Genomic DNA, 24579 nt, shown 5'->3' with positions numbered 1-24579 from the left:
CCGTCCACGTTCGATTGACCGGCACCGCTCAACCGCTTAGGCGGCGCGATCTGCCACCCTCGGCGAGCCCGCCCCCACGATCCGGCCGAGGATCGCGGCGGTCTCCACACCCTCCCCGTGCGGCACGAAGATCCGGAGCTGGTAGGCGATAATCTCGGTAAAACAGCCCAGAGCTTTCAGCCCGTCGATCGCACCCCGGTCCGCGCCGTCGATCTCGAGACGGGCCGCGCCCGCGACCCGGCGGCGGGTGAGCGTGAGGCCCCGGCCCAGGTCGACCGGCGAGGTGGAGCCGAGCGCCGCCGTCAGCATCTCCTGCGGGGTCTTCGGTGTGCCCACCATGAACCGGGCACGCAGCGCGGCGGCGCCATCTTCACTGACGGTCCGGCCGATCATGCTGCCCTGCCCTTCCGGCGTGACCCGGTAGATGCGCTCGTTGCCCGAGGGGATGTCCTTCCAGATCGGCAGCAGGAGCCCGGTGAGGAGATAGAGCTTCGTCGTGGTGGTTTTCGGCAGACTATCGGCCTCCACGTCCCAGAGACGCAGGAACTCGGGACGCGCGATCTCTTCCCAGGCCGAGGCCTGGAACTTGCACTCCTCGACATAGGTCGATCCAGTCGGCCGCGTGACCTTGCGCATCAGCGTGACGATCTCCTCGTCATAGATCTGCATGGGCCGCGACGAGATCAGCCCCGCGCGCCCCGAGGCGCGATTGATCATTGGCAGCTTGTCGTGGTTTCGGTCCACCGCGTCATCCCCCGGGAGGACATGGACGGGGTCCGTCACCTCTAGCCCGATGATCCGCGTCACCGCCCCGGACCGTGGACAGGTCCAGAGGTCTTCTGCGGAGACCTGTTTGATCCTCTCACCGCGCAGAGTCTCGACCCCGAGGTCGAGCGTACCCGCGGCCCGCGCCCGTTCGGTTTGATCGGCAATCCGGGTCATGAACTCGGCGAAGAGCGCGTTCTGCATATGGATCGGCAGCGCCAGCACCCGGTTCAGGAAGCGCTGGATGGGCGGCAACTCCTCCAGCAGCACGCCGTCCTGATCAATCAGCCGAAGCGCGGTCCAGTCCGCGAACCGCTCGTAGCTCATCGCCCCGGCACGGCCGGCGGCCAGGTCGGCGTAATAGCCGCGCAGGGCGGCCCGTGCGATCGGGCTTTCGAGATTGTCCTCCTCGCGGAACATACCCTGCGAGCCAGTCTCGCGCTGCCCCTTGGTGAGCGCCCCCAATTGGTCGAGCCGCCGGGCGATCGTCGAGGTGAAGCGCTTCTCGCCGTGGACATCCGATGTGCAGACCCGGAAGAAAGGTGCGCTGACCTGGGCCGAGCGATGCGTGCGTCCGAGCCCCTGAATCGCAGCATCGGCCCGCCAGCCGGGCTCCAGCAGGTAGTGCCGCCGCCGCTTCTGGTTCTTCGCCGATCTCGCCGCATGATAAGACCGGCCCGTGCCACCGGCGTCCGAGAAGATAAGGACATCCTTCTCGCCCTCCATGAAGGCCCGGGTTTCCGAGGAATTGCTGCTGGCGGACCGCTTCTCGATGAAGAGCGCGCCGTCGCGGGATTTCAGCGGCCGGACCGAGCGTCCCGTCACCTCGGCCACCGCCTCGTCTCCGAAGGCCCAGAGGATCTGATCGAGCGCCGAGGGGATCGGTGCCAGGGCCATCAACTCCATCATCGCCGCATCGCGCAGGGCTTCGGCCTCGCGCGAGACGACCAGAGCGCCATCCGCGTCGCGAAGCGGCTCTGCCACCATGTTGCCGTCAATCTCGACGAGTTTCTGGGCGTGGATCGGGAAAGCCTGTTCGAGGTAGCTCAGGACATAGTCACGCGGAGTCAGCGCGCCTTGCGTCAACTCATCCTCGGGGTCCATCGCCTCCAGACGCCGTTTCAGGAGGCTCTCGCCGGTGGAGACCACCTGGATAACACAGGCATATCCCTCCGCCAGATCCTCGCCGATGGCGCGAATGATGGTGGGTGCCTTCATCCCGAGGAGCAGGTGGTTGAAGAAGCGCTGCTTGGTGCTCTCGAACCGTGATTTCGCAGCAGACTTCGCCGCAGTGGCGTTCGTCTGACCGGAGGCGTCGTTGACGCCGGTCGCGGTCAGCGCCGCCTCGAGATTGTGATGGATCGTCCGGAAGGCACCGGCATAGGCGTCGTAGATCTCGATCTGGGAGGGCGTGAGCGCGTGTTCGAGCACGTCATATTCCACGCCGTCGAAGCTGAGCGCCCGCGCCGTGTAAAAACCGAGCGTCTTGAGGTCGCGCGCCACCACCTCCATCGCCGCCACCCCGCCGGCCTCCATCGCGGAGACAAAGCTCTCGCGGCTCGGGAAGGGATAGTCCGGTCCCTGTCCCCAGAGACCGAGGCGGGAGGCATAGGCCAGATTGTGCACGCTCGTGGCCCCGGTCGCCGAGACGTAGAAGACCCGTGCCCGGGGCACTGCCATCTGCAAGCGCAGCCCGGCGAGACCCTGCTGGGAGGGTTTGACGCCCCTGCCCGCCTCAGACCCGGCGGCGTTCTGCATGGCATGTGCCTCGTCGAAGGCCAGCACGCCGTCGAACCCCTCGCCCATCCAGTCGAGGATCTGGCCGAGGCGCGTCGTCCCACATTTGCCCGCCGAGCGCAGCGTCGCATAGGTGACGAAGAGGATCCCGTCGCCCATGGAGATCGGCTGGTCCGGCTTCCATTTCGAGAGCGGCTGGATATCAGCGGGCGAGCCGCCGAGATCGATCCAATCGCGGATCGCATCCTCGATGAGCGTGGCGGATTTGGAGATCCAGACCGCCTTGCGCCGTCCCGCGAGCCAGTTGACTAGGATGAGCCCGGCGCACTCCCGGCCCTTGCCGCAACCCGTCCCGTCGCCAAGGAAATATCCGAGGCGATAGGCCCGGGCTTGCCTGTCATCGTCGGCACGTGTCATCCGGGTCTGGTCCTCGTCAATCGTGAACCGGCCCGGCAGGTCGCGTTCGTGCGCGTCGTTCGCCATGACGATGGTCTCGAGCTGAGCCTCGGAGAGATGGCCCCCCTCGATCAGGCGCCCGGGCAGCCGCAGATCAGCAGCGGCATCGCTCGAAGGCGCCGGCGGGGCCACCGACGCCATTGCGATACTCTCGACCAGCGGCGTGGGATGCTCCTGCGCGCCGGCAATCTCGATCCGCTGAGGACGATAGCGGGCATAGATGTCCGAAACCGGGGTGTTTTCGCGGGGGGTGTCGAGTGGGGTAAAGGCCAGCGGGACGGCTGTCGGGGCTTTGGGTTTGCAGGTAGAGCTTGCGACAACCCGTTGAGTGCGCGCGGCGGGAGTAGTGCCCTGACGCGGCAAGGCCCCGACCTGTGCACGCGACTGCATCGGAGCGTCAGATCGGGTCGCGGCGATATCATCGACGATGTGCCGCGCCGCCTCCAGATCGGCCGCAACCGCGCGAACGAACGCGACCTCCTCCTCCACCTTGTCGAAAACCATGAGCTGGGTCTCAACGGTGGTGCCGAGTTTGCGGTAGACATGACCCGGGATCGTGAGAGCGAGACGCGGCTTTGCGATGGCAGAGGCCCGCGCCCAATGAGCCGCATCCCGCTCCGGCGAAAATCCCGTCGGCATGATCGCCACGAGCCTGCCGCCAGGGGCGAGCCGCTTGGCGGCGCCGATCAGATGCTTTGCCGCGACATGCCGGTCGCGCGACCGATCGACCGAGGAGGCGAAGGGCGGGTTCATCACCATGACGCCCGGAAGATCAGGCGTGGCCAGAAGGTCGTCGATATGCTCCGCGTCATGACCGGTCACCTCGACCGCAAACACGGCCTCGAGCAGGGCGCGGCGGAAGGGATCGATCTCGTTAAGCATCGGCTTGCCGCCCGCGCGCAGGACAAAACCGGCCAGCGCACCGGTGCCGGCCGAGGGTTCGAGGAAGGTCTCACCAGAACGTATGGCCGCAGCGCGTGCGACCAGCGCGGCATAGGGCAACGGGGTGCTGAATTGCTGCAGGCGGATCTGCTGCTCAGAGCGCCGCGTCTCGGTCAGGACCCGCGAGGCCAGCAGTTCGGCAGAGGTCAACGCGTCTTGGCCAGTCCTCTGTACCACCTGCAGGACCGCAGCGGCCTGCATCGCGTCATAAGCCATGCGCCAGGACCAGGCGCCACCGGCATCGCTGCCGCCGAAGGTCTCGCGCATGAGCCGTGCCAGAGACGAGCTCCTGAGCGGTCCTTCGGCGAGCGCGCTGCCGATCAGAGGCAGGACCTCCCTGAGCCGAGCATGTGATGGGATAACGGGTTCGGTGTTCAGCCTACGATGGACCATGGGATCTGTCCTTCCAGTCAGGTTACGGGTCTGACAGGACAAAAAGCCGCCTTTCCACTTTCGGCAGTGGGGAGGCGGCTCAATGTTGGACAGGTGATGTTGGCGGTTGTCAGGAGCCCCGCCCGGAAAACAACTCCTCTAGGACCGGACTCCCCTCACTTCTGGCAGAGCTGAGACGTTCCGATCCCACCAGAGAGGCCTTCGACAGACGCACGAGACCGCCGGTTTCCTCGATGCGGTAGCACCGGCGTTTTTGCCCTCCACGCCGGTAATAGGCGGCGGTCACGATCTGGCAGGTGCTGCCGTCGGTCAGCGTGACCGGCGCTGCAAGCCGTATCCGGTCCCCCTCGTCGTAGTCCGGGATTGCCGCCCAGTCCCGGCAGCGCTGGCGCCAAGCATGGGCATAGCTGTCGGGATCCTTCAACTCGGAGAGCAGGGCCAGAAGGCTGACGGGCGCCCGCGACTCCACCGGGCCGGAAGCCTCCTCCATGTCCTTGTAGCCCCAGCAGCCATCGTCGTACCGCGTCAGGAAGACGGCCCCGAAGGTGATCGACCCGTCGGCATCGGGCAAGTAGGTCGCATCCTCAACCGGCGCGCCATCAAGTGTCGTTATCTTGGCCGCGGCATACCAGGTCGAGCCCACCTTGCAGGCCTTGAGCAGGACTGTCTTGCGGGTTTCGGTCTCAAAGCTACAGAGCCGGGCGATCTCCGCCTTCTCGTCCGCGTAGGTCCTCACGCGGCGGTCGGTGTAGAAGAGCCAGCCCATTATGCCACCCTCCGGTCGTCGACCTCGATCAGCGCGTCGAGCGGCACCCAGTAGGGCAGCATCTCGTCGAAATCCTCGCAGTTGCCGCGGTTCTGCACGAGTGCCTGGGTATCGGTGGCGTCCATGAGGATGACCCGGAACCTGCCGCCGAGACCAGAGGGGACATCGTAGGTGCCGCCGATCAGGTAGTCGGCCGCACGGCGGGCAAAAACCCGGATCGTGTGGCCATCGGTCGCCAACCGAATGGTGTCGTGTCCGCGATCAATAAGCATCTGCACGTCGTCGAGAATGTCGGTGTAGAGCTGGCCCGTCAGATCACGAAACGCCGCTTGCCGGGCCGCCATCCAATCGGTGTCCCGAAACGGGTTGATGCCTGCGGCGAAAGCATAGGAGGGGTCGGCGCGTTCCTTCGTGACGATCCGCGTGGTGGAGCCATCAATCCCGTTCGAGCGTAGATGGACACCATTGCCGACGATCAGGATCAGGGCGGGGTTGCCGACCGGGCCATTCCAGTTCGGCAGGAAGGTGGAGCAGCCGCGCGCATGCGCGATCTGGGCCGCGACGTCCGCGGCGGAAAAGCTGAGAAGTGCCATGGGAATTTCCTATGAGTTTGAGAGAGGTGCGACCCGCACCGGCGATCCGGTGCGGGTCGGCTGCTCGATTAGGCTGCTTCGGCGACCTCGGTTTCGCCTTCGGTCGGCTCGGCGCCAAGGGCTTCGAAAGGTTCGGTGCCCGAGGTTTGCATCATCGGCGGGCACCAGGCCGCGACCGCCGCCCGCTGCGCATCGGTGAGCGTGGCGAAGGGCTCGGCGAAGAGCTTGTCGCAGAAGGCGACGACTTCCTTCTTGGTCGAGGACGCCAGGGTCACCACCTCCTGCGCGAGCCCCAGCTCCTCGCCGAGGATTTTGAGGAGCCATGCCTTCTTGAAGCGGTTGAAAAGCGCCGCGTTCGGCGTCCAGTGCGCCCGGATGTCCGGCATCACCTCGATCTCGAAGTCATGCATCAGGCTGTCGCGCTGCCGGTCCCGGGCCAAACAGGACTGCGTGGTTGCCGCCGTTGCGTACGCCACGAGCTTGGCCTTCTCATGCGCATCGAGAGCTCGGAACTGGGCGAATTGATCGGCGGGGGACTTCACATCATCCGCCCAGGAGAGATCGAGCGCGTCATGCGCGGCAGTCACCTGTTCGATCGAGGTGCCATCGATCTCGTCCATCTTGGCGTGAGTGCGGTACTCCTGACGCGCATCGACCTTGATCGCTTGGGTGACGCCCATGCCGTGGTCCAGCACATCGGTGACCAGTTTGAAGAGCGTCAGGTCGAGCGTGGCCTCCGGGTGCATCGTCATGGCGGCGCCGAGCGCCATCGCCCGCTCGGTCTTAAGATCTTCGGTCAGCGACGCGGGGTAGATGATCTCGTCGCTGTCCGTCGCGCCCTCATCCGCAGACCTGCCGGGCGCCTTTCCGGACCTCTCCGGCTGGTCTTCGGGACGCACCATCCCGACATGCAGGGAGATCCTACCCTGCGCCCAGGTGGCGATCACACCGGCGCGCGCAAGATCCTCGGCGCGGTAGGCCTCCTGCAGATCCCGTGCCTCGACCTCAAGCAAATCCACGCGTTCGTAGAGCGCATTGTAAGCCTCGTCCGCGAGGTCTTCGTTCTCCATCTCGCGCTCGAGTTTCTCGAGCTCGGCGGTGATCTCGTCGACGCGTTGCTGGCCGCTTTCATCGGGCTCGATCGGCCCCGGATAGACCCGGCCGAATTCGGCCATGGTGGCGTAATCGTACTGGATGACCGCATCGGCCCAAGCGAAGCCCAACTCCGCTCGCGCCTCTTCGGCCGCGGCGGTGAGCTTTTCGAGGAGAATGGTCTCCACCAGCGCAGAATCCTCGAGCACGGAATGCTCGTCCAGGAGGTCCGCCGCGATGGCACCGCCACGCGCCTCGTAGTCCTTGCGAACGAAGGCCCCGATGTCGTCACTGACCTGCACGCCGCGGGACTTCAGCGCGTTCCGGACCGTATAGGCTTGGAGATAGTTGCCCTCCTTGGTGAGCGCCTCGAAAACCTCCTTCTGGACTTCCTGGCTCGGGTGATCCGCGAAGGCTTTCATCACGTCGAGCGTGATCGCCTTTGCACGTGCCGCCGCGCGGATCTCCGGATGGATGAGCCCATAGCGCAGCCGGCCTTTGACTGCTGCGACCGTGGTGCCGAAGGTCTTCGCGATGGTCTCTGGCGTCTGGCCGTCGACCTCCATCATCCGCGCGAAGGCCTCGAACTCGTCGATGGCATTCATCGGCGCCTGGGTGATGTTCTCGGCGAGCGACAGCGCGGTGGTCACGTCGCAATCCTCCGGGACCAGGCGGCAGTCGATCTTGGTGCCATTGGTGACCCCCTTGGCCGCCTTGTCCGCGACCAGCTCCATGAGGGCCGCATGGCGCCGGCCGCCTGCGAGGACGCCGAACTTGCCGTCAACCTTCTGGACGAGCAGCGGCTGGAGCAGGCCCAGCACCGCGATGCTGGCCTTTAGATGCGCAATATTGTCGGAGGCGTACGCCTCAGGGGACTGTGCCCGCACATTCGCGGGATGGGCTGCGAGATCGCCGATGGCGACGGAAACGGGCTGGAGGGCTTGTGTCATGAGATGTCCTTCTCTGGGTTCTGCGCCACCCGGACATCCCGGGCGGCCTGACCGATCCCCGGATCCGGGAACCAAAAGGACAAAAGGCCCACTTCCGTAATGGGGCGGGCCTCTGTCAATAGTATCGGGCAGGTCTAAAACTCCGGCGAAGAACTCACTCTTCACCGGGTTTGAGACACAAATTCAAAAGCTTACTTTTTCTTTTTCACTGCAACCGCACGTCAGAACTTAAGGGTACCCCCTGTCCGGGCTTCGCTCTTCCGTCCGTAGTCAGCGCATGGCTGCCACTCTATGCCTGGTCCAAATCTGGTCCTGGGCGCCCATCTTTCCCGCGTATTCAACGTTCGTTGATAACTTGTGGGCCTACGGCATCTCCAGGAACCTCGTCCCGGCAAGGGACCTCGTCGTACCTGTCGTCAGGTGCAGTGCGTTCCTCCATCCAACCAAGTTCTGAAATTGCTTTGCTCAGGCGGGTGTTCCGAAAGTTTGCGCATAGCGGAACGGTGTGCCGTCTTGCCACATCCGGTGCAAAACAACGCCAATACGACGAGCGAGTGCGATCAAGGCTCGTTTCGATCCACGCCTATGCGCCACTCTGAGTGCCCAGGCCTGTAGCCAGTTTGGTGACCCACGGTGCATCAGGATCATCGCCGCTTGATACAAGGCGGTTCGAAGACCTCGGTCGCCAGCTCGAGTGATCTGCCCAACGATATCCATCTCTCCGGATTGCGTACGCCTCGGCGTCAATCCAACCCACGGACCAACATCCTTCGACCGCGCAAAGCGAGCCGGATCATCGATCGCGGATCTTACTGTCAGAGCTACAATCGGACCGACACCCGGCATCGTCATCATCAGACGACAAGCGTCTTCCTGTTTGGCCAAATCAGCGATTTTTGCGTCCAATTCCGCCAACTCAGCTCTCAACTGCGCACGCCCGCGCAGAAGGGCCTCCGTCGACGCGGACAGGATATTATTCTGCGCGACAAGTTCCCTCACCCGAGTCTCGTACCTGCTCCGCGTGACGTGCCCTAGCTTCAGGCCGAAGTTTCTCAGAACACCCCGCATGGAAAGCTCAAGGTTGATGATGACCTGCTGAACTGACTTGCGCGCCGTCAATAACGCACGGATTTCCTGGGAAGACACAGATTTGCGATGCACGGGCCTGTACCACCCCATTTGAAGCAAGCGCGCGATACCCTGAGCATCGCGCCGGTCCGTTTTTATCGGCATGGCTTTCAAGGCGGCCTTCACCAACCGCGTTTCCATCAGAACAACGTCAAACCCGGCCTCTTCCATCCCCTTGCTCAACCATTGGGATAACGGTCCGGCTTCCAGTCCAATTGCCTCAATCTTATAAGGCAGTGAACCGATCACGCGCACCAAGACCTCAGGCTCACTGGGAGCCTGCAATTCGTCGACAACTCTACCCTGCGGCCCCAGCACACAAATCGCCGTGCTTGCCAGAGATACGTCCAATCCAATACATACATTCATCTAGTTGCCCTTCTGTTCTCAGGAAATGAGGCGCATGGATACATACGACCTCGTTAGCGCGCTGCAGGCACATCAAGGGCAACGGCACTCCACATCATGCTGACAAACAAGCGAAACGTGTTGGATTCGCCGAAAGCCCCATTACGGCATCTTTCTCTTTCCCCGGGGGCCATAGGCGCGGCGGGTCCCATCCTCACGTGGCCTGCTCACCCTGCTCTGCCTCCGAAGCGGCAACGCGAAAGCCGCAGGTGCGCTGCGCATCACACCTTCCAGAGCTAAGTCCAGCTTCGCTGATCTTCACCAATTCACAGAGCCTATCTCCCGAAACAACATTCTTACCTAGGCAGACCGCCTCCAGCCTGCGTCGAAAGCGATGCGATGTTGCCTTGAGTCCGAGTAAACTTCATGAAATAGTTAAATCATGAAAAATCGAATTGCGCCAGCTGCGACGGACACCGCCGACAAAGAGCCAACATTGCAGCTCTTTTTGCCAGCCGCTACCAAACGCGAGATCGCACTCCGAGCTGCAGATTCAGGTGAGACAATCCGCATGATCGTCCTGCGCGCGCTCGATGCCTATGGTATTCATGTCCCCAAGGAGGCGCTGGTCGACCGGCGGAAAACGCCATGAAACCCTTCACTATTGCCGAATATCAAGCTGAAGCGCAGAAGACCGACCAACGTCGTTCAGATGAACTAGGCCTCGACTTCCACCTCCTCGGCCTCTTCGGGGAAACCGGCAGCCTGCTCAGCGAAGTAAAGAAGAAGCAGCGCGATCCTATTGCCTATCTCGGCTATAAGGATTCCGTGGTCGAGGAGTTGGGCGACGTGCTTTGGTATCTCACAGCTCTCGCCTGCCGCGCCAGGCTTGGCCTCGACGAACTGGCGATCAATCTTGACCGCAGTCTTGCGGATTGGCAATCGACCGGCTTCACCGAGTTGAGCTTTGTCGCCATTGAAGCGCCCGCCGCCGAAGTATCGACCTCACCTACACCGGCTTTTGAGCAGACACTGCTGAAGCTCGCTGGCGAGGTTGGTCTGTTGATGACTGATCACGCGGCCGGCCGGCTTGAGCGCAATCGCTCCGCACTCAAGGGACGCCTGATCGGCGTTTTGCGAGCGCTCCGCGCCGCCGCCCATGAGGCCGGCATCACGCTCGAAGATGCTGCCAAAGCCAATTTAGAGAAAACATTCGATCGCTGGCCCGTCGAGCGGCACTACCCGCCGCTGTTCGATGAGGCGTTTCCAGTCCATGAACAACTGCCGCGGCAGCTGGTAATCGATATCGAAGAGGTAGAGCTCAACGGGAGAACCATGGCCCGCCTAACCTGCGACGGCAAGCCGGTCGGAGACCCCTTGACTGACAACCGCGACGACGACGACGATTACCGCTTCCATGATGTCTTCCATTTGTCTTATGCAGCGCATCTCGGATGGTCGCCCACTCTCCGGCGACTGCTCCGGGTCAAGCGCAAGAGCGACCCTCGAATGGATGAAGTGCAGGACGGTGCCCGCGCGGTACTGATCGAAGAAGGGATCGCCACTTGGATCTTCAACCATGCGCAACACTTGGCCCTGTTCGAGGGCATCACGGCCCTCGACTACGGGCTGCTCAAATCCGTGCGCCGCTTCGTGTCCGGCTATGAAGCGGAAACCTGTCCCCTTTGGCTATGGGAGAAAGCAATCTTGCAAGGCTATGAAATTTTCCGGGCCGTCCGCGTTCATCGTGGCGGCCGCGTCACCATTGATCTCGACGCGCGATCCATCCGGTACGACAAACCATGAGTGCGGCGGTCGAGACTTTCGTTGGAGCATTGAGCGCTGTCTCTCTCGACAATGTCTTCAACCCCTATGCTGATCGCTGTCCGCTGCACGACCGGACCGACGCACCGCATTGTCGGCAGCGAAATCTGGTTATGAGCCTGAATACAGCTATCGACCTAAAGGTTCGCACCGTTTGGATTGCCCGCGATCTCGGTTATCGTGGTGGACGCCGCACAGGCCTTGCGCTGACTGATGAGGTCCACCTCGACAGCTACAGCTCGCTGTTTCAGGGGTTGCCAGTGGAGAAGGCGACCAACGGACCGGCGGTCGGTGAGCGCACCGCGACCGTTATCTGGCAGATGCTGCAGAGATTGGCGGAACCTGTCTTCCTGTGGAACGTCTTCCCGCTGCACCCGCACGAACCCGACGAACCAATGAGCAACCGATGCCATACAAAGCGCGAGCGGCAAACGTGTGCCCGGTTCCTTCACGAGATTATGGACCTGTTGCAGCCAGAGACCGTGATTGCCATCGGTGGTGATGCGCACCGTGCCGTCGATGAATTGGGGATCGAGGCCACGCAGGTTCGCCATCCGAGCTATGGTGGACAGAACACCTTCATCGCCCAGATCGAAGAGGCCTATGCCCTGCCCCCGGCCCGAACGCCGGACCTGTTTACGCTGCCTGCCTGAGCAGGCGCGCAGAGCAATCATCAATCAAGGCAGTCACATCGGCCTTGCTCCAGCCATCCGTTTCGATACGGGCGGCTGTGGAGTTCACGGTCAGGGTACCAACCTCGAAGCCACTCTCGCGGGCGATGAAGCCAAGCAGTCGTCCCAGACCCAGAAGGTTCCCCAAGGTCTTCTGCACATAGTAGTGGTTTCGATACACCACGAGCATGTGCAGCGGCCCGTCACGTTCTGGTTTCAGCTCGATCATGCTCAGGCATTGCCGATTTGTCGCCTTCCGCATGTCCCGAACCGGGTCCGAAATGATAATTTCGTATCGGTTCTCGTAAAAGCGACCATCCCGTGCGTCCTTGAGCATGCGGATGTTTTCCGCGATCTGGTCGCGATGCCCGCCCTCGCGATCCTTCCAATTTACCATGCGCTCGAAATAACGCCCCCACTCTCCCTGACGGCACATTCGGCGCTGGTAGATCGGCAAGTAGCGCTCCCGCAGTCGATCGATTCCGTCGCCACGATCCAGACTCGAGGGGAAAATCGTGTTGGCAACAGTGACGATGGGCTGCTTGTCATGGCATCGAAGGAAGTCGTCGACGAGGCTGACGACAGCTTCTTCATCAGGCTCCATGGCAAGCGGTCTCTCAACATGGAGCATCAGACCGCCCAACGAGAGCGTCGGTTCTGCACGAAGGCGGTCTGCCGCCTCAGCCCACGCGCGTACTGGCGTAGCGGCCGCCGGCATTGGATTGTAGAACATCTCCATCTCCTTCGCAGATATTGAAACCACCAAACAGGCGGCGAGCCAGATAGCTTTCAGACACCCAGGCATGGCCATCCCTGCCCCACCCAGTGCCCCATGAATTTCGCAGCAACAGCACCGTCTCTTCACCGAAGCGCCCATAGCCCACAGCAACGACCCCATGACCGCGACCGCGATCAATGGGCTCTCCATCCTCGGGCAAGATGATCTCGCCATCGGCGCACAGCCAGTTGCCCGACGCTGTAAAGGTCGATGAAACGTATAGCGCCAGGACTACCGGCTGACTTTGGTCCAGTTGCGTTTGCACCTGCACCATAACCGGGTCACACTTGTTAGAGCCGCATCGAAAAAGTGGCGATCCGATCGTCGGCGCGACCCAACTGCCACGGTCGGTCAGCTGACTGCGATACGGCCATGCCGGTTCGTCCGGCTGTCCGATCTGATGCAATGCCCGGCGTGTATCCGGCAGGGTCGTACCATCATCCGGTCCGGTCCCCGCCAATTGCGCCGTGTGATAGTACAGCCATTCGACACTTAGCGGCTCGAAGGCACCGCGTGCATGCTCATGCGCCGCAGATGCCGCGAAGGACAAGCAGGTCGGCCGACGCCCCTGATCTCGCACAGGGCCAAGAAAGGATCTCAAGTCTTTGACGATATGCAGTTTCATTGGGCAGCCAGCAGCTCCTCGCGCTGCGGCTCGAACAGACCGGCCTCATCGCTGGTCGCCGTCCGGCAATAGAGGGTCAGAAGTTGCGGGTCGTCATCCGGCGCCCAGGGTCTCACCTCCCGAACGGTCAGCTGACCGGCGATCGGCCGCTCCGCTCGAGCCAGTACACGGCGCACCGTCGGCGCGCCTATCCGGCCAACCGGAACAGGTTCGCGGCCGTCCCGGAGGATGACAAAACCCGCGTCGCTCAATTCGTCGAAGGTCCAGACATAGCCGCCGCCACTGTCTTCCTTGAGGCGTAGCAGGAATAGATCGTCGCGGCTCGCCTCGATAACGGCTCCTTCATCGCGCTCAGTCAGATGCCAGACATCCATCCGTTGCGCGTTCTTCAGATCGAAATCTCCAAGCAATGCCCGTTTCAGATCGCGCGGCTCGGCGCGCCGAAGCTGCTGGCCAAGATTTCGGCCGATGACGTGTTCCCGCTCGAGGGCGAACACAGTGGCACGGTAGCTGGTCCCAAACCGAAGGGACGCCTGATACACAGTCTCTGGGTGCTCGAAATGGCGTGGCTCCCAGCCCTGCACCGCCATCTGCTCTTTCATCAGGTATGGCGGTAGCAGAAAATAGGATGCGAAGGCATCCGCTTCCCGTTCTTCTGTCGGAACAGGCACGCCACCCATGCCGTCACCGGCCCAAGGAGCCCGCCGCAAGATACGATCATCATCCGCATGCGGATCATGGCCGAGCGCTAGATGACCTAGCTCATGGGCAGCGGTAAATCGTTGCATGCCGAGCGGTCGCCTCGTGCTCAGTATGATGCCGGCATTCCCGCCCTCCCGGACGAACGCACCAAGCAGCGGCTCCAGCGGCTGGAACATCAACATCGCACCCATCCGAGCGATGCTGGCAAAGACATCCACTCGTTGCGCGCGCGAAGCGCCTTGATCCAGACTCAGATCGCGCTGCAAGCGCTTGGCCCCGCGGATGCCACGCAGGATCGCTTCACGTTCGCTACGACTGACCATCGCCCGGCACTTTCGATTTGGTACGCAAGAACTCGGCGAACCGCTGCAACTCCTGCCGGTCATTGTCCGACAGAGCGCTTGCTGTTCTCGCTAAGAAGGCAACATCAGCAGGCACACCGGCCCCGGTCTCTTCGCCGGTAAACCAAGCCACAGGGCGCTGATACAGACGCGCTAGCTTAGTCAGCTCGATAGCACTGACCCCGCGGCGGCCATTCTCGATCTCTGACACCGCCGTCCGCGGCAATGCCATATGCCGGGCGACCTGCTCTTGCTTAAGACCGAGATACTCCCTCGCCTCGCGCAACTTTGCACCGAGCGCCAGGTTCTCGTTCCCGCTACTTGCAAAGCCGATCCGTTCCGCGGTCATGATACTTTTTCTCCTTCGGGCTGCTTCTGTGGCACACCCAGTAGCTTGATGACATGCTGAGCAAATACCGAGACACAAAGGCTCTCATCGTCGAACCCACCAGGCGGCATCACCGACTCTGGCAGTTTCACGCCGAACTCCTCCTCAACTCGCAGTGCAATCGACACCATGACCAACGAGTCGACTTGCGGTTCCCAGCCAGCCTTCGGCGTGGGGCGGTCGTCCTGCGCGCACTGAATCTCGTCGCGGATAATCGCTTCGACGGTTGCAGTCGTAACAGTCATCGAGCACCTCCAATGTCTCGAAATCCAACACACTCATACCATGTGTCGGAATACCCGACAAGAGTTAAGCGAAGGCCACTACGGGGTCGGTGGCGGCGAACCGATCCACTCTCTCAAGGCCCAACCCACCAAGCCAATAAGAATTGCCGTCCCGAAACGAAGAAACCATCGAACCTGAACCTCCAGGTTTGCAACCTTGGTGTCCTGCTCTTGAATCTGCCGAGTCAGGCGCTGCTCCACGTCACGATGCTCATCAGAAAGGCTTTGCAGCGACAGGATTTCTCCGCTGATACTATTGAGCAGCACCGGGTCGATGCCCATAAAGCCCGGACTATCTTTCTTTTCTGCTGTAGGCTGATCCAAATCAGCGTACCAAATTAGGAAAAGCGGCTGTCCCTGCTGTAAATGCAAGGGCTTCGGTCCGGCATTCATGACCGAGAACAGAAGCTCCCCGTGGTAGCCTGGATCGACATGGAAGCCCGAGATATTAATCAGTCCCCCGAACTTCAGGCGAGCCTTAATCGAAATAAACGCAAGAGCGCTATCTGGTACTGTAACCCGCTCCACAGTAGTGAGAAATGCAAACTGCCCTGCTGGTATAGTAAAGGCTTCACCTGCAGCGAGACGCTTTTTCGCATGCCGGGTTGGATCTGAAACCTTGCGGTCAGGGCTGACATATATTTCACTGCCCACATGCAAAGTGTAGGCCGCGCAGTCGATCGACCTTTCGTCGTACGGCTGAACCAACTGTGGTAGCTTTTTCTTTAACGTTTCCCCACTCCAAAACGCCATGGCTGCTTCCCTCACCCGCTAGGATCAACGTTTATGGCCTCGAAGTTACCTACGCAAAGCTCCTTCCGCCACCCGACATTCTTCGCTGTATCGAGCATCGAACGCACTAGACTGCAATCACACCTCGGGCCGCAATAAGTGCGTCGACAGCAACCTGTACCTCCGCATAGAGCTCCGCTTGGACCTCGTCCGCATCAATCTCGACAATCAGCGCGTAGCGCACAGATGGCAAACCTTCGGCCAAAAGCTTTTTCGACTTCCACCATCCGGTAACCGGGTGAACAGCCAGCAAGTTGCGACGCGCGAGATCTGAAGCTTTGCACGTCAGTTGATCTATATGCAGCGAGCCGACATGACGCCGATTGCTACCGTAGTCCCAAAGATCGTCCTCGTCGCTTGCAGGACCATCAGGCTGTTCGGCCACCTTGCTGATCCGGGCCAGGAACTGCGCTTCTTTCTCGTCAGCGCGATTGAGTTGGAACCGCAGATTGTGGGAGGCGTAGCGGTAGCGAACGCCGCGCGAGGCTTCAGACGGGTTCGGAGCGATAAAGCTGCTAAGTGCCACCCGCAAGGTCACATCGGCATTGCCGAGCGCGCGCAAAGCCTCGACGGGCCAGGGCAAAGCGAACAGCTTCATCTCGTTGTGGACATCATCGCCTGTCTTTTCAGAGAGTCCGTAAGGCGTGATCGTGTCTTCCACGATGAGGGTCAGCGCGTTCGATGCGCTACGGCGGGCGCGGGCCATGTCTGGAACGCCGAAACCATAGCGCTGAAAAAGCGGCGCGTAGTGACCCTTGTTCGGCTGGGCAGGTAGATGGGCGCGCATCTGCTGCGTCCATCGCGCTGAGGACACATAGAGACCACGTACTGTCTCGGGCCAAAGCGTGGGATAGTCCGACCAGAGTTCCGTTACATCCTTCGCTGCAAGCGCTGTCGCCGCGCTGGTGTCGAAGGTGAATGTGAAGGATCGCAGCGGATAATTCCGGTGCGTCGAAAGGAGCGATAACCATCCGTGCCGCATTGGCGGCGGCATGGCACTAAGCGCCCAGTTTCCTCCCTCTAGGACAACGTCCGGCTTGTTCGGCCAATGGGAAGACCACGATGCAGTTCTCGAAGCTGGCGACAAGTCGCCGAATGGCGCAAGCGCTTGGACCGGCTCTCCGTCTGGCAGCACGGTCTTCTCTGTGAAGGCTCCGACAGACACAACATTCCACGCCTGGGCCGGCGACTCGATCTCGTTGTCCTCGTGATCGCATCGGTCGAGGTAGTTTCCAGCACCAAAAGTGAAGTTGTCGGTGTTCCCGGCGGAGACAAGCATCAGGCGCTGTTGCTTGATATCGCCTGATACACCAGCGGCAAGCTGATCGACTTCCGTTGACCAGGAGGTGGGGGCTCCATCGTGCGGCGTATCCTCACCCGTCGTCGTGGTCATGGTGAAGGTCCGGCGTCGAGGGCCAACCTGCTCTACTGTATTGATCCCCTGCCTGGTCACCGCGCCAAGTAGATGATGCGGGTTCACCCCTGCATCAGGCAACAGCTTCACGGATTCCAGACGGTTCATGACAGAAACCGGATTCGCCTGGTGCAGCTTCGGAGTGAGATCGCCAAAGAGAGCCAATCCTCCCATCTCAGTGCCATGACCCTTCACATCCTCGAGGCCCCAAGCCGGGTTGGCTGCATGTCGGTCATCCACACTTAGCGCCGGCTGAATGAGAGGATGCGCACGACTGACACCGGTATCCAAGAGCGTGACGTAGCCAGGATCGGGATTGTCAGTGTAGGTCGTACGACCCGCGAGTTCGTCAACCCACTGCGCCTGTTCGGCCACTTGCAAGCCGTCGAAGAAATCCGCTGTGATGGTCGGAGCGGCCAGGGCGCGCACGCCGCCCAATCGGCGGACGGCCTGAGCGAGTTGAGCGCGATCCGCCTGTACGATCACAACGATATCTTCGGGAAACTCCAGCCGATCTGCTCCCACGATAACGCCATAGTTTGGTGCGGCCGCGACGAAAGCTTCGGTCATTCGAGGCTCGAGCCAAACCTCCCAGACGGTTGCAACATCCGCTGCTGGAAATTTGCCTGAAGGGCTGCGCCAGAGGGCACGCAATCCCGCTTCTGTGATGGCAGCAACGCTTTGCACCAAGTCCGCGTTCTTCGGACGACCCGGGACGATTTCACCATCTTTCTCGCGATCAGGCGTCTCTTCAGTCCGAAACTGCTCGATCTTCTTGCGCAGCTTTTCGATACCTTTGGCTGTCGCAAACACCGTCGCACGCTCTTGGGCACCACCGGGATCAGGAATTTCAGCGACGCGCAGTAGCGTAAGGCCACTAGCGTCGAGGCTGTCCTTTTTCAGGCGCTCGTCGACACGCGAGCGGACTTCCAGATAGACGCCGGGAAGCTCAGATGCCGGAACATCTGGCAGCGCGTCGATGGCCTGAAGCAAGGCTTGGGCATGCGCAGCGCGATTGGGGACGTCACTTGGTCTTTTGGACCCGCCCCCGCCCTTTGCTTGGAATGGGCGAGGTTGTCCGAGATTGCGAAGGTGGAAGTGAGGAAGGTCTCGTGCCAATATCGTCGGCCCCTAGTTCTTGCAGCGACCGTCGGCGTTCGAGGGCATCAAGCAAATCCTGTGTCGCAATCTTGTCCGTATCATTCAGCACGGCACGTCGAGCAGCATCTTCCGCCGCCGCCACAACATCGGCCGTCGAGAGGCCTATGGCAACATCCGTTACCCGTTTCCATCCCATCCGGCTCAGCGAGAAGCCGATAAGCCGGCGCTCGAGCGCCTGCCGTATGGCCGGCCCATCGGGCATGACATATGGCAACACAAGATCGAAGCGTCGCAGCACCGCACGGTCAAGAATTCCCGGCAGGTTAGTGGTGGCAATGACGATCGAAGGCCCGGTATCCTCATCCAGGAACTGCAAGAACGAGTTCAGAACCCGACGGGCCTCGCCAACATCGTTCTCACCGCCCCGGGCCGCAGCTAAAGCGTCGATCTCGTCGAAGAGATAGACGCCCCGCGTCGTCTTGACGGCATCGAAGATCATCTTCAGCTTCTGTGCAGTTTCCCCCATGAACTTCGTGATCAGCCCGTGGAGCATGACCGAAAAGAGGGGGTACTGCAGCTCACCGGCAAGCGCTGAAGCACTCAGGGTCTTGCCAGTTCCGGGAGGACCAGAGAGGAGAACGTGCCGCCGTGGCTTCAACCCTTTTGCTTCAAGCTTTTCACGCATACGCGTCTCGACAACGAGATGCGACAGTTCGCTCTCGATCATGCCTGGCAAGATCACATCACCGAGGCGTTCGGTCGGATAAGATGCGGCAAGGAACTCCGCCAAATCACCGCGCGGAGTTGCAATCGGGGTGACTGCAGGGGTGCGGGTCGCAGGCGACTTCTGCCCCGCTTCGGCCCACTGCCGCAACTGCTCAGCTAGCCGGGTATGTCCCTTCTGCTCTTCGGCCGCAGAAAGTTGCATCGCCAGATCATAAAAACGATCAGCGTCTCCCTCCGCGTGGCTCTTGACGAGACCGATGATTTGCTGGGCGGATGCCACGGTTAAGCTGCTCTTTCTTCGAGGTTTTTTCTCGACGCATGTTACGTCGAAATTCTATACATAAATCCTTCAACGGACCAGAGAAATCGCCAAAACGCCCGGCGCAGAGTGGCGCTAGAGCATCCCTATCGCCCAACCTGTATTGCGCTGAATTAATCGTGAACATGAGTGGAAGCTCAGCCAACGCCAACTTGTGTCGGCTCACCAACAATCCCCGCATCCGCCAACTGCTCCCGCTCCGGCAGGTCCGCGAGCGTTTCGAGACCAAAGGCGACCAGGAACTGCGCGGTCGTCACGAAGGTATAGGGCGCCCCGCGGCGCGGCGCCCTCGGCCCGGTGCCGATCAGGTCCTGTGCGTGCAGGCGGCCGATCAAGTCACGGCTGATCTCCTTGCCGAAGATATCCTTTAACCCGTCGCGGGTGATCGGCTGGTGGTAGGCGATGGCGGCCAGCACCGCGATGTCGAATTCATTCAGATCCAGTAATTGATCCCCGACATCTGCCGCAGCCCGGATCGCGGGCGCGTAGGCCGCGCGCGTGCGGAACATCCAGCCACCGGCGACCTGCGCGATCTCAAACGCCCGGCCCCCGAGATCGGCGGCGAGGTCCGCGACCAGCAGGTCGACCGAGGCCCCCTGCCCCACGATCCGCGCCAGATCCTCGCGCGGCACCGGCGAGGCAGAGGCAAAGAGCACGGCCTCGATCCGGCGCATCCATTCGCACCAGCGCAACTCCGGCGGCAGGTCCGCCAGCTCACGGTCAAGCTCAGGCTCGCGTCGATCCTTGGCCATCGCTCAGACCCCGTAGAGCCGGAAGGTGTCTCGGCCCGTCAGCTCGCGCACCGCGCCGAGAGCGACCAGACGGTCGCAGAGCCGCCGCGCGGCGCGATCGGGCAACGGCATGGCCGAGGGGGCCACCGCGTCGCGGGTCAGGAAGATCTCGACGGCGGCGCCCGCCCCCTTGGCGCGCAGCTTGGGGGTGATCGCCTTCAGATGCGCCGCCCGGCGGGTGAGGTCGGCGGCCTGCCGCACGACCTCAACCCCGGATGCAAGAAGCGCCCGATGACAGGCCAGCCGCAGGTCCTCGCCCCTCTTGCGCAAATCGGCGCGCTTGAGGCCCGCGGCCAGCAGCGGCACCACATGGGTCCAGCCAAGCGCCTGGGCGAGGGCCGTATCGGCAAGAACCAACGCGGGCACATCGACACGCGGCGCCTGCGTGCATACCGCTTCCAGAACCATCGCCGCGCGCGTCACCGGCGTTCCCCGTCCTGCGTCAAGCCAGCTGGAAATCAAACTTGCCTCGACATGCGGCAGAGCACGGGCGAGAGCCTTGACGGACACCGGCCGATCCACCGCACGCCGCCATTCCAAGCAGATTTCGCCGGCCGGTCCGGGCAGGTCGCCCGGGCGGAGGAGGTGGATCGCATCGCGCAGCTCCGCTGCCCGCTCCGGACGCCCGGAAAACGCGACACAAGCCTCCGCCGCCCGCAGCGCCAGGCGGTCCCGCAGCAGCGCCTGCGGCACGGCCTCACGACCCAACACAAGGTGCAGATGACTCAGCACCGCGCCCGACGAAAACGCAGCATCTTCAGGGGATTCAGACCGCGCACCGCGGATCCAGGGCGGTATCCCGGGCTGGGGGTCTAAGGTCCTGGTGTGGTTCGGCGGCGCAAATGTCATGCGCAGAGCCTGCACCATAGCGGCGCTTTTATCCAGAAAATAACATTCAAAGCGCCCCGCCTTGCCGAACGTACTGATGTCCAATAAATTTGCATTATCGGACATTGTAGAATAGGCTGCAGCACGGTCTCAAAATTAGCAAATTTTCGGGGAATGAATGGACTCAGACAACGAGAATTCGATGTCATCGCATTCGGGTAAGTCTGTTGATGCTCAAGGCGACGAGAGAGGTCAAGACAGAAGCGATGGGATCGCCCTGCCCGCGTATGTGGCTGGCTCCGGCACGCTCGATCGCCTGGTGGACACCGCCCGCGACTATGCGCGCGCCGCAGCCTCCGACAACACGCTGAAAGCCTACGCGAAAGACTGGGCGCATTTCGCGCGCTGGTGCCGGATGAAGGGCGCGGAACCGCTGCCTCCGTCTGCTGAGATGATCGGCCTTTATCTCGCCGATCTTGCGTCCGGATCAGGTTCCTCCCCTGCCTTATCCGTCTCAACCATCGACCGCCGCCTGTCCGGTCTCGCCTGGAACTATGCGCAGCGGGGTTTCACCTTAGATCGCAAGAACCGGCACATCGCCACGGTGCTGGCAGGAATCAAGCGCAAGCATGCGCGCCCGCCGGTTCAGAAGGAAGCAATCCTGGCCGAGGACATCGTCGCGATGGTCGCCACTCTGCCCTATGATCTGCGCGGGCTGCGGGATCGGGCAATCCTGCTGCTCGGCTATGCCGGAGGTCTGCGCCGCTCGGAAATCGTCAGCCTCGACGTGCAGAAGGACGACACACCGGAGTCCGGTGGCTGGATCCAGATCTTCGACAAAGGCGCCCTGCTCACTCTCAACGCCAAGACCGGCTGGCGCGAGGTCGAGATCGGTCGCGGCTCGAGGGATCAGACCTGCCCCGTGCATGCGCTGAAGCAATGGCTGCATTTCGCAAAGATTGACTTCGGTCCGGTTTTCGTCGGCATCACGCGCGATGGCAAACGGACGACCGAAACGCGGCTGAACGACAAACATGTTGCACGCCTGATCAAGCGTACGGTCCTCGATGCCGGCATCCGATCGGAGCTGCCCGAGAAAGAACGACTGACTCTGTTCTCCGGTCACAGCTTGCGTGCTGGTCTCGCCAGTTCGGCAGAAGTCGACGAGCGCTACGTCCAGAAACATCTCGGACATGCCTCGGCCGAGATGACCCGCCGCTACCAGCGCAGACGCGATCGGTTCCGCGTGAACCTGACCAAGGCCGCCGGCCTCTGATCCCCTGCCCCATCACGCCGCCAGCCCGCTGAGCCTGCCGTAGAAGCTGCGCTCGAGATGCAGCTCGCCTGCCCCGGCCTTCTCGACCATGCCGCGCAGATAGCCGCCCGGCGACGAAACCTCGCCCGCACAATGCTTCTCGAAGACAAGCGCCAGCGCCGCTGTCGCCACCTGTTTGCCGAGCCGGTCCTGCGCTACGTTCCAGGCATGCTCAGATACCCCGATCATCGGCCTCAGTTGACCCGCGACCCGGTGGAGATCGCCCCAATCCTTCAGGAACCCATCCATATTGCGCGCCCAGGACGCGAATTCGGGACAAGCCTGCATCACGGTGGGCAGGTCCAGCGCCGTCCGCTTCTTGCTGACCTCGGTGACCCACACGTCCAACTCCCTATCAACCTGTTCGTCGGGTCGAACATTGGGCGCACCACTCGCCGCTTCCTCATTTTCTGAGGAATTACATTTTACAGGATTAAGTTGGTTTGTAATTAGTATGTGGGTGTCAGAAATGACCTCCCTGGGGTTCATTTCTTGGGTCTTCTCAGAAACTCGTTCCTTGGTTTCGGGCCTGTTTTTCACAGGTTGGACGACCTCAGTTGCATTGAGATAGGCAGCTTCGACGCGCTCCTGGAGCTCCTTGAACCAAGTTAGCAGCCGCACAAGCTGTTCGGAGGCTTCATGACGGCGCGGCAACCGATCCAGAAGCTCCTCGAAGAGCCCGGCGAACTGCGCCCAGGGCCCACGCAGCGCGCTGCTGACGGCCGCTTCGATGCGCGCGCGGATCATCCGGCGTGCAACAGTGATCTGGCGCTTCAGGCGCTGGCAGAGTTCGCGTTCAGCCTGCAACTCGGCATGAAGCTCGTCGAATTCCTCAACACGCGCCGACAGCGGCGAGAGATCGAAGCCGTAGGCCTCGACGATGCGCCCCTCAGCGTCTCTGCGGCCCCAACGCTTGCCGTTGGGGCTGTCCTGGAAGGAAATCACGCCGATCTCGGCCAGACGCCGAGCATGGCGCTTGAGCGCGGAGAGCGAGAACCCGGTCTGCTCCATCAGATAGGCGTTTGACGCCCAGACGATCGGACGCTGCCCCTCCTCCCAGTCCTGGGCCTGTGTAAACGCCCCGAGCGTGTCGAGGAGCATCACATCTCCGGCCTTGAGTCCAATGTACACGCCCACGCGCTTCACCGCCACGAGGGCCCGCGATTTGGATACAGCCACCCGTTCACCGGCTTGGGCAAGCTGCGCTGCAATGCCAAGACCCGGTGTCGGCTTGCGCCAACCTGTATGTTTCATGCCTGTTTCTCACCTCCAGTTATGTGGAGGCAAAAGAAAGCCGTTCGCCGAAGTGGCGTTCTTGTTGACAGTGATTCGCGGGAGAGATATCTTCTAAGCGACCAAACTTTTCAGATTAGCTCTCAGGCCACGCTGCTTGGGGGCTTTTCTTTTGCCTAGATCATTGTTCTGACTGCTCCTCTTTCGTAGCGAGGAATTCGCTGTACAGCTGATCAAGCCGACCCGAGAGAAAGTCCCCGAACTCGGTTGAATCTTGTGCCGTAAGCGAAATGCTGAATGCCTTTCCGGAACGACCGATGACTCCCTTGATGCGGCCTTTGCCGGCAGTCCAGGTTCGTTTCTTGGGCGTAGCACGCGTTTTTCGGCGCTTCGGCGCCCTGCCCGCTTCTGCCAGCTTGCTGTGCAGGAACTCAAAGCGAGCATCACTGTCGAGGTTTTGAAACCCGTCGAACTCCAAAGCTCCCTTGAGGATCTTGCCATTCGATGGTTCCGAAGCCAACTTCTTGAAGTCTTCCCAGCGATCACGCCCAATCTGCTTGGCCGGCCCAATCTGTTCGATGACGTGCCGAGGGACGTTCTGCGCCACTGACAGCATCCGTGAAAGCAACGTCCCATCGATGGTAAGGGCAGACTGGATCACATCCTTTGCTTGCCCCATATCCAAGAGGCTCCTCGCAAATAGGGCCTTCTCAATAAATGAGAGATCTGCGCGCGCAGTGTTTTCCTGCCCTTGAGCAAGAACATGAGCCACATCGTCCATTGGCTTTACAACTGCGCGAACCTTACGGCCGAGCGCCGATGCAACTCGCACACGGCGATGCCCAAAGACGATCATATAGCGGCCATCCGCTTCCGGATGCGGTCTAAGCAATACTGGCGTGTCCTGGCGACCCGCTGCGATCGATGCTTTCAGTTCGTCGAAAGCAACATCGTCATCACTAAGCCGATCCGAAACGAATGACACATCGATCAATTTCGGATCGATCTCGACAATGGTTTCGCCTTCAAGGAGACGCTTCGAGTTCTCCGCAAGGCTATCGATTGAAACCTTCATCGATTTCGAAGCACCGCGCATCGCGTATCCAGAGCGACCGGAATCCTTCGACTGTTCCGTCGAACCGGCCATAACGCTCTTCAGGAGGTCTTTGCGAGCCATCAAGCCATCTCCCTTTCGTCAGAATCCAACCGGCGCGCAGCCCGCATTTCGACAGTTGCACGGCTGTCAAAACTAGCGTTCTGCACGGCTGTCAAAACCA

21 protein-coding genes are annotated in these 24579 nt (G+C 61.5%); 4 read left to right on the top strand and 17 right to left on the bottom strand.

Annotated features, from left to right (window positions below; translation table 11 throughout):
- Positions 1 to 36: 36 nt before the first annotated feature.
- The 5 genes from LC066_RS19520 to LC066_RS19500 all read right to left on the bottom strand — a co-directional run bounded on the left by LC066_RS19520 (position 37) and on the right by LC066_RS19500 (position 9191).
- A complete protein-coding gene (locus tag LC066_RS19520; protein ID WP_412103262.1) occupies positions 37 to 4293 on the bottom strand; it encodes a strawberry notch-like NTP hydrolase domain-containing protein in 4257 nt (1418 codons plus the stop codon).
- 109 nt (positions 4294 to 4402) lie between these two features.
- Entirely contained in the window at positions 4403 to 5059 is a 657-nt protein-coding gene (locus LC066_RS19515; protein WP_224902685.1) for a DUF6927 domain-containing protein, read from the bottom strand.
- A complete protein-coding gene (locus LC066_RS19510) occupies positions 5059 to 5652 on the bottom strand; it encodes a regulator (RefSeq protein WP_224902682.1) in 594 nt (197 codons plus the stop codon). Before LC066_RS19510 ends, LC066_RS19515 begins: the two co-directional genes overlap by 1 nt.
- A gap of 68 nt (positions 5653 to 5720) precedes the next feature.
- The gene (locus LC066_RS19505) at positions 5721 to 7694 is read right to left on the bottom strand and encodes a ParB/RepB/Spo0J family partition protein (RefSeq protein WP_224902679.1); all 1974 of its coding nucleotides are present in this window, start codon (positions 7692 to 7694) and stop codon (positions 5721 to 5723) included.
- A gap of 465 nt (positions 7695 to 8159) precedes the next feature.
- Positions 8160 to 9191, bottom strand: coding sequence for an IS110 family transposase (locus tag LC066_RS19500; protein ID WP_224902677.1), 1032 nt, complete (start codon positions 9189 to 9191; stop codon positions 8160 to 8162).
- A gap of 421 nt (positions 9192 to 9612) precedes the next feature.
- Between LC066_RS19500 and LC066_RS19495 the strand changes: the two genes are divergently transcribed.
- From LC066_RS19495 to LC066_RS19485, 3 genes are read left to right on the top strand one after another with little or no spacing between them, the layout of a single operon-like run.
- Entirely contained in the window at positions 9613 to 9822 is a 210-nt protein-coding gene (locus LC066_RS19495) for a hypothetical protein (RefSeq protein WP_224902674.1), read from the top strand.
- Positions 9819 to 10976, top strand: a complete 1158-nt coding sequence (locus LC066_RS19490) for a nucleoside triphosphate pyrophosphohydrolase family protein (RefSeq protein ID WP_224902671.1) — start codon at positions 9819 to 9821, stop codon at positions 10974 to 10976. The genes LC066_RS19495 and LC066_RS19490 overlap by 4 nt, the downstream gene beginning before the upstream one ends.
- Entirely contained in the window at positions 10973 to 11647 is a 675-nt protein-coding gene (locus LC066_RS19485) for a uracil-DNA glycosylase (protein ID WP_224902668.1), read from the top strand. The genes LC066_RS19490 and LC066_RS19485 overlap by 4 nt, the downstream gene beginning before the upstream one ends.
- Here the strand turns inward: LC066_RS19485 and LC066_RS19480 are convergent.
- The 10 genes from LC066_RS19480 to LC066_RS19435 all read right to left on the bottom strand — a co-directional run bounded on the left by LC066_RS19480 (position 11631) and on the right by LC066_RS19435 (position 20775).
- A complete protein-coding gene (locus tag LC066_RS19480; protein ID WP_224902664.1) occupies positions 11631 to 12398 on the bottom strand; it encodes a hypothetical protein in 768 nt (255 codons plus the stop codon). The two genes, LC066_RS19485 and LC066_RS19480, sit on opposite strands and share 17 nt — an antisense overlap.
- Complete coding sequence (locus LC066_RS19475) at positions 12346 to 13068, bottom strand: C1 family peptidase (RefSeq protein ID WP_224902661.1); 723 nt, start codon at positions 13066 to 13068, stop codon at positions 12346 to 12348. The genes LC066_RS19480 and LC066_RS19475 overlap by 53 nt, the downstream gene beginning before the upstream one ends.
- Positions 13065 to 14093 carry an ImmA/IrrE family metallo-endopeptidase gene (locus tag LC066_RS19470; protein ID WP_224902658.1) on the bottom strand — a complete coding sequence of 343 codons (1029 nt, stop codon included), beginning with the start codon at positions 14091 to 14093 and terminating at the stop codon, positions 13065 to 13067. Before LC066_RS19470 ends, LC066_RS19475 begins: the two co-directional genes overlap by 4 nt.
- Positions 14080 to 14460 carry a helix-turn-helix domain-containing protein gene (locus LC066_RS19465; protein ID WP_224902655.1) on the bottom strand — a complete coding sequence of 127 codons (381 nt, stop codon included), beginning with the start codon at positions 14458 to 14460 and terminating at the stop codon, positions 14080 to 14082. The genes LC066_RS19470 and LC066_RS19465 overlap by 14 nt, the downstream gene beginning before the upstream one ends.
- Positions 14457 to 14744, bottom strand: a complete 288-nt coding sequence (locus tag LC066_RS19460) for an acyl carrier protein (RefSeq protein WP_224902652.1) — start codon at positions 14742 to 14744, stop codon at positions 14457 to 14459. Before LC066_RS19460 ends, LC066_RS19465 begins: the two co-directional genes overlap by 4 nt.
- 78 nt (positions 14745 to 14822) lie before the next feature.
- The gene (locus LC066_RS19455; RefSeq protein ID WP_224902649.1) at positions 14823 to 15536 is read right to left on the bottom strand and encodes a dCTP deaminase domain-containing protein; all 714 of its coding nucleotides are present in this window, start codon (positions 15534 to 15536) and stop codon (positions 14823 to 14825) included.
- A 106-nt stretch (positions 15537 to 15642) separates the two neighbouring features.
- Positions 15643 to 17982, bottom strand: a complete 2340-nt coding sequence (locus LC066_RS19450) for a S8 family serine peptidase (protein ID WP_224902646.1) — start codon at positions 17980 to 17982, stop codon at positions 15643 to 15645.
- A gap of 31 nt (positions 17983 to 18013) precedes the next feature.
- The gene (locus tag LC066_RS19445) at positions 18014 to 19096 is read right to left on the bottom strand and encodes an AAA family ATPase (RefSeq protein WP_224902643.1); all 1083 of its coding nucleotides are present in this window, start codon (positions 19094 to 19096) and stop codon (positions 18014 to 18016) included.
- 176 nt (positions 19097 to 19272) lie between these two features.
- The gene (gene scpB, locus LC066_RS19440) at positions 19273 to 19887 is read right to left on the bottom strand and encodes an SMC-Scp complex subunit ScpB (protein WP_224902640.1); all 615 of its coding nucleotides are present in this window, start codon (positions 19885 to 19887) and stop codon (positions 19273 to 19275) included.
- A 3-nt stretch (positions 19888 to 19890) separates the two neighbouring features.
- Positions 19891 to 20775, bottom strand: coding sequence for a DUF1403 family protein (locus tag LC066_RS19435; protein ID WP_224902731.1), 885 nt, complete (start codon positions 20773 to 20775; stop codon positions 19891 to 19893).
- Positions 20776 to 20932: 157 nt separating this feature from the next.
- Here LC066_RS19435 and LC066_RS19430 point away from each other — a divergent pair, with 157 nt between their 5' ends.
- Positions 20933 to 22030: a tyrosine-type recombinase/integrase gene (locus tag LC066_RS19430; protein ID WP_224902638.1), complete on the top strand. Its 1098-nt coding sequence runs from the start codon at positions 20933 to 20935 to the stop codon at positions 22028 to 22030.
- Positions 22031 to 22042: 12 nt separating this feature from the next.
- Here the strand turns inward: LC066_RS19430 and repC are convergent, their stop codons facing one another.
- Positions 22043 to 23323 (bottom strand): plasmid replication protein RepC, encoded by a 1281-nt coding sequence (repC, locus tag LC066_RS19425; RefSeq protein ID WP_224902636.1) that lies wholly within the window; start codon positions 23321 to 23323, stop codon positions 22043 to 22045.
- Between the two features lie 160 nt (positions 23324 to 23483).
- Positions 23484 to 24479 carry a plasmid partitioning protein RepB gene (gene repB / locus LC066_RS19420; RefSeq protein WP_224902634.1) on the bottom strand — a complete coding sequence of 332 codons (996 nt, stop codon included), beginning with the start codon at positions 24477 to 24479 and terminating at the stop codon, positions 23484 to 23486.
- Positions 24480 to 24579 lie beyond the last annotated feature (100 nt).

It is taken from the genome of Pseudooceanicola marinus (assembly GCF_020177265.1).
Classification (GTDB): Bacteria; Pseudomonadota; Alphaproteobacteria; order Rhodobacterales; family Rhodobacteraceae; genus Pseudooceanicola; species Pseudooceanicola marinus_A.
Note: the sequence above shows the minus strand (reverse complement) of the source record. Positions and strands in the feature narration are given on the sequence as shown.

Coding starts and splice junctions, on each gene's coding strand:
- LC066_RS19520 (WP_412103262.1), bottom strand. CDS start 4,293: ATGGTCCATCGTAGGCTGAACACCGAACCCGTTATCCCATCACATGCT.
- LC066_RS19515 (WP_224902685.1), bottom strand. CDS start 5,059: ATGGGCTGGCTCTTCTACACCGACCGCCGCGTGAGGACCTACGCGGAC.
- LC066_RS19510 (WP_224902682.1), bottom strand. CDS start 5,652: ATGGCACTTCTCAGCTTTTCCGCCGCGGACGTCGCGGCCCAGATCGCG.
- LC066_RS19505 (WP_224902679.1), bottom strand. CDS start 7,694: ATGACACAAGCCCTCCAGCCCGTTTCCGTCGCCATCGGCGATCTCGCA.
- LC066_RS19500 (WP_224902677.1), bottom strand. CDS start 9,191: ATGAATGTATGTATTGGATTGGACGTATCTCTGGCAAGCACGGCGATT.
- LC066_RS19495 (WP_224902674.1), top strand. CDS start 9,613: ATGAAAAATCGAATTGCGCCAGCTGCGACGGACACCGCCGACAAAGAG.
- LC066_RS19490 (WP_224902671.1), top strand. CDS start 9,819: ATGAAACCCTTCACTATTGCCGAATATCAAGCTGAAGCGCAGAAGACC.
- LC066_RS19485 (WP_224902668.1), top strand. CDS start 10,973: ATGAGTGCGGCGGTCGAGACTTTCGTTGGAGCATTGAGCGCTGTCTCT.
- LC066_RS19480 (WP_224902664.1), bottom strand. CDS start 12,398: ATGTTCTACAATCCAATGCCGGCGGCCGCTACGCCAGTACGCGCGTGG.
- LC066_RS19475 (WP_224902661.1), bottom strand. CDS start 13,068: ATGAAACTGCATATCGTCAAAGACTTGAGATCCTTTCTTGGCCCTGTG.
- LC066_RS19470 (WP_224902658.1), bottom strand. CDS start 14,093: ATGGTCAGTCGTAGCGAACGTGAAGCGATCCTGCGTGGCATCCGCGGG.
- LC066_RS19465 (WP_224902655.1), bottom strand. CDS start 14,460: ATGACCGCGGAACGGATCGGCTTTGCAAGTAGCGGGAACGAGAACCTG.
- LC066_RS19460 (WP_224902652.1), bottom strand. CDS start 14,744: ATGACTGTTACGACTGCAACCGTCGAAGCGATTATCCGCGACGAGATT.
- LC066_RS19455 (WP_224902649.1), bottom strand. CDS start 15,536: ATGGCGTTTTGGAGTGGGGAAACGTTAAAGAAAAAGCTACCACAGTTG.
- scpB (WP_224902640.1), bottom strand. CDS start 19,887: ATGGCCAAGGATCGACGCGAGCCTGAGCTTGACCGTGAGCTGGCGGAC.
- LC066_RS19435 (WP_224902731.1), bottom strand. CDS start 20,775: ATGACATTTGCGCCGCCGAACCACACCAGGACCTTAGACCCCCAGCCC.
- LC066_RS19430 (WP_224902638.1), top strand. CDS start 20,933: ATGGACTCAGACAACGAGAATTCGATGTCATCGCATTCGGGTAAGTCT.
- repC (WP_224902636.1), bottom strand. CDS start 23,323: ATGAAACATACAGGTTGGCGCAAGCCGACACCGGGTCTTGGCATTGCA.
- repB (WP_224902634.1), bottom strand. CDS start 24,479: ATGGCTCGCAAAGACCTCCTGAAGAGCGTTATGGCCGGTTCGACGGAA.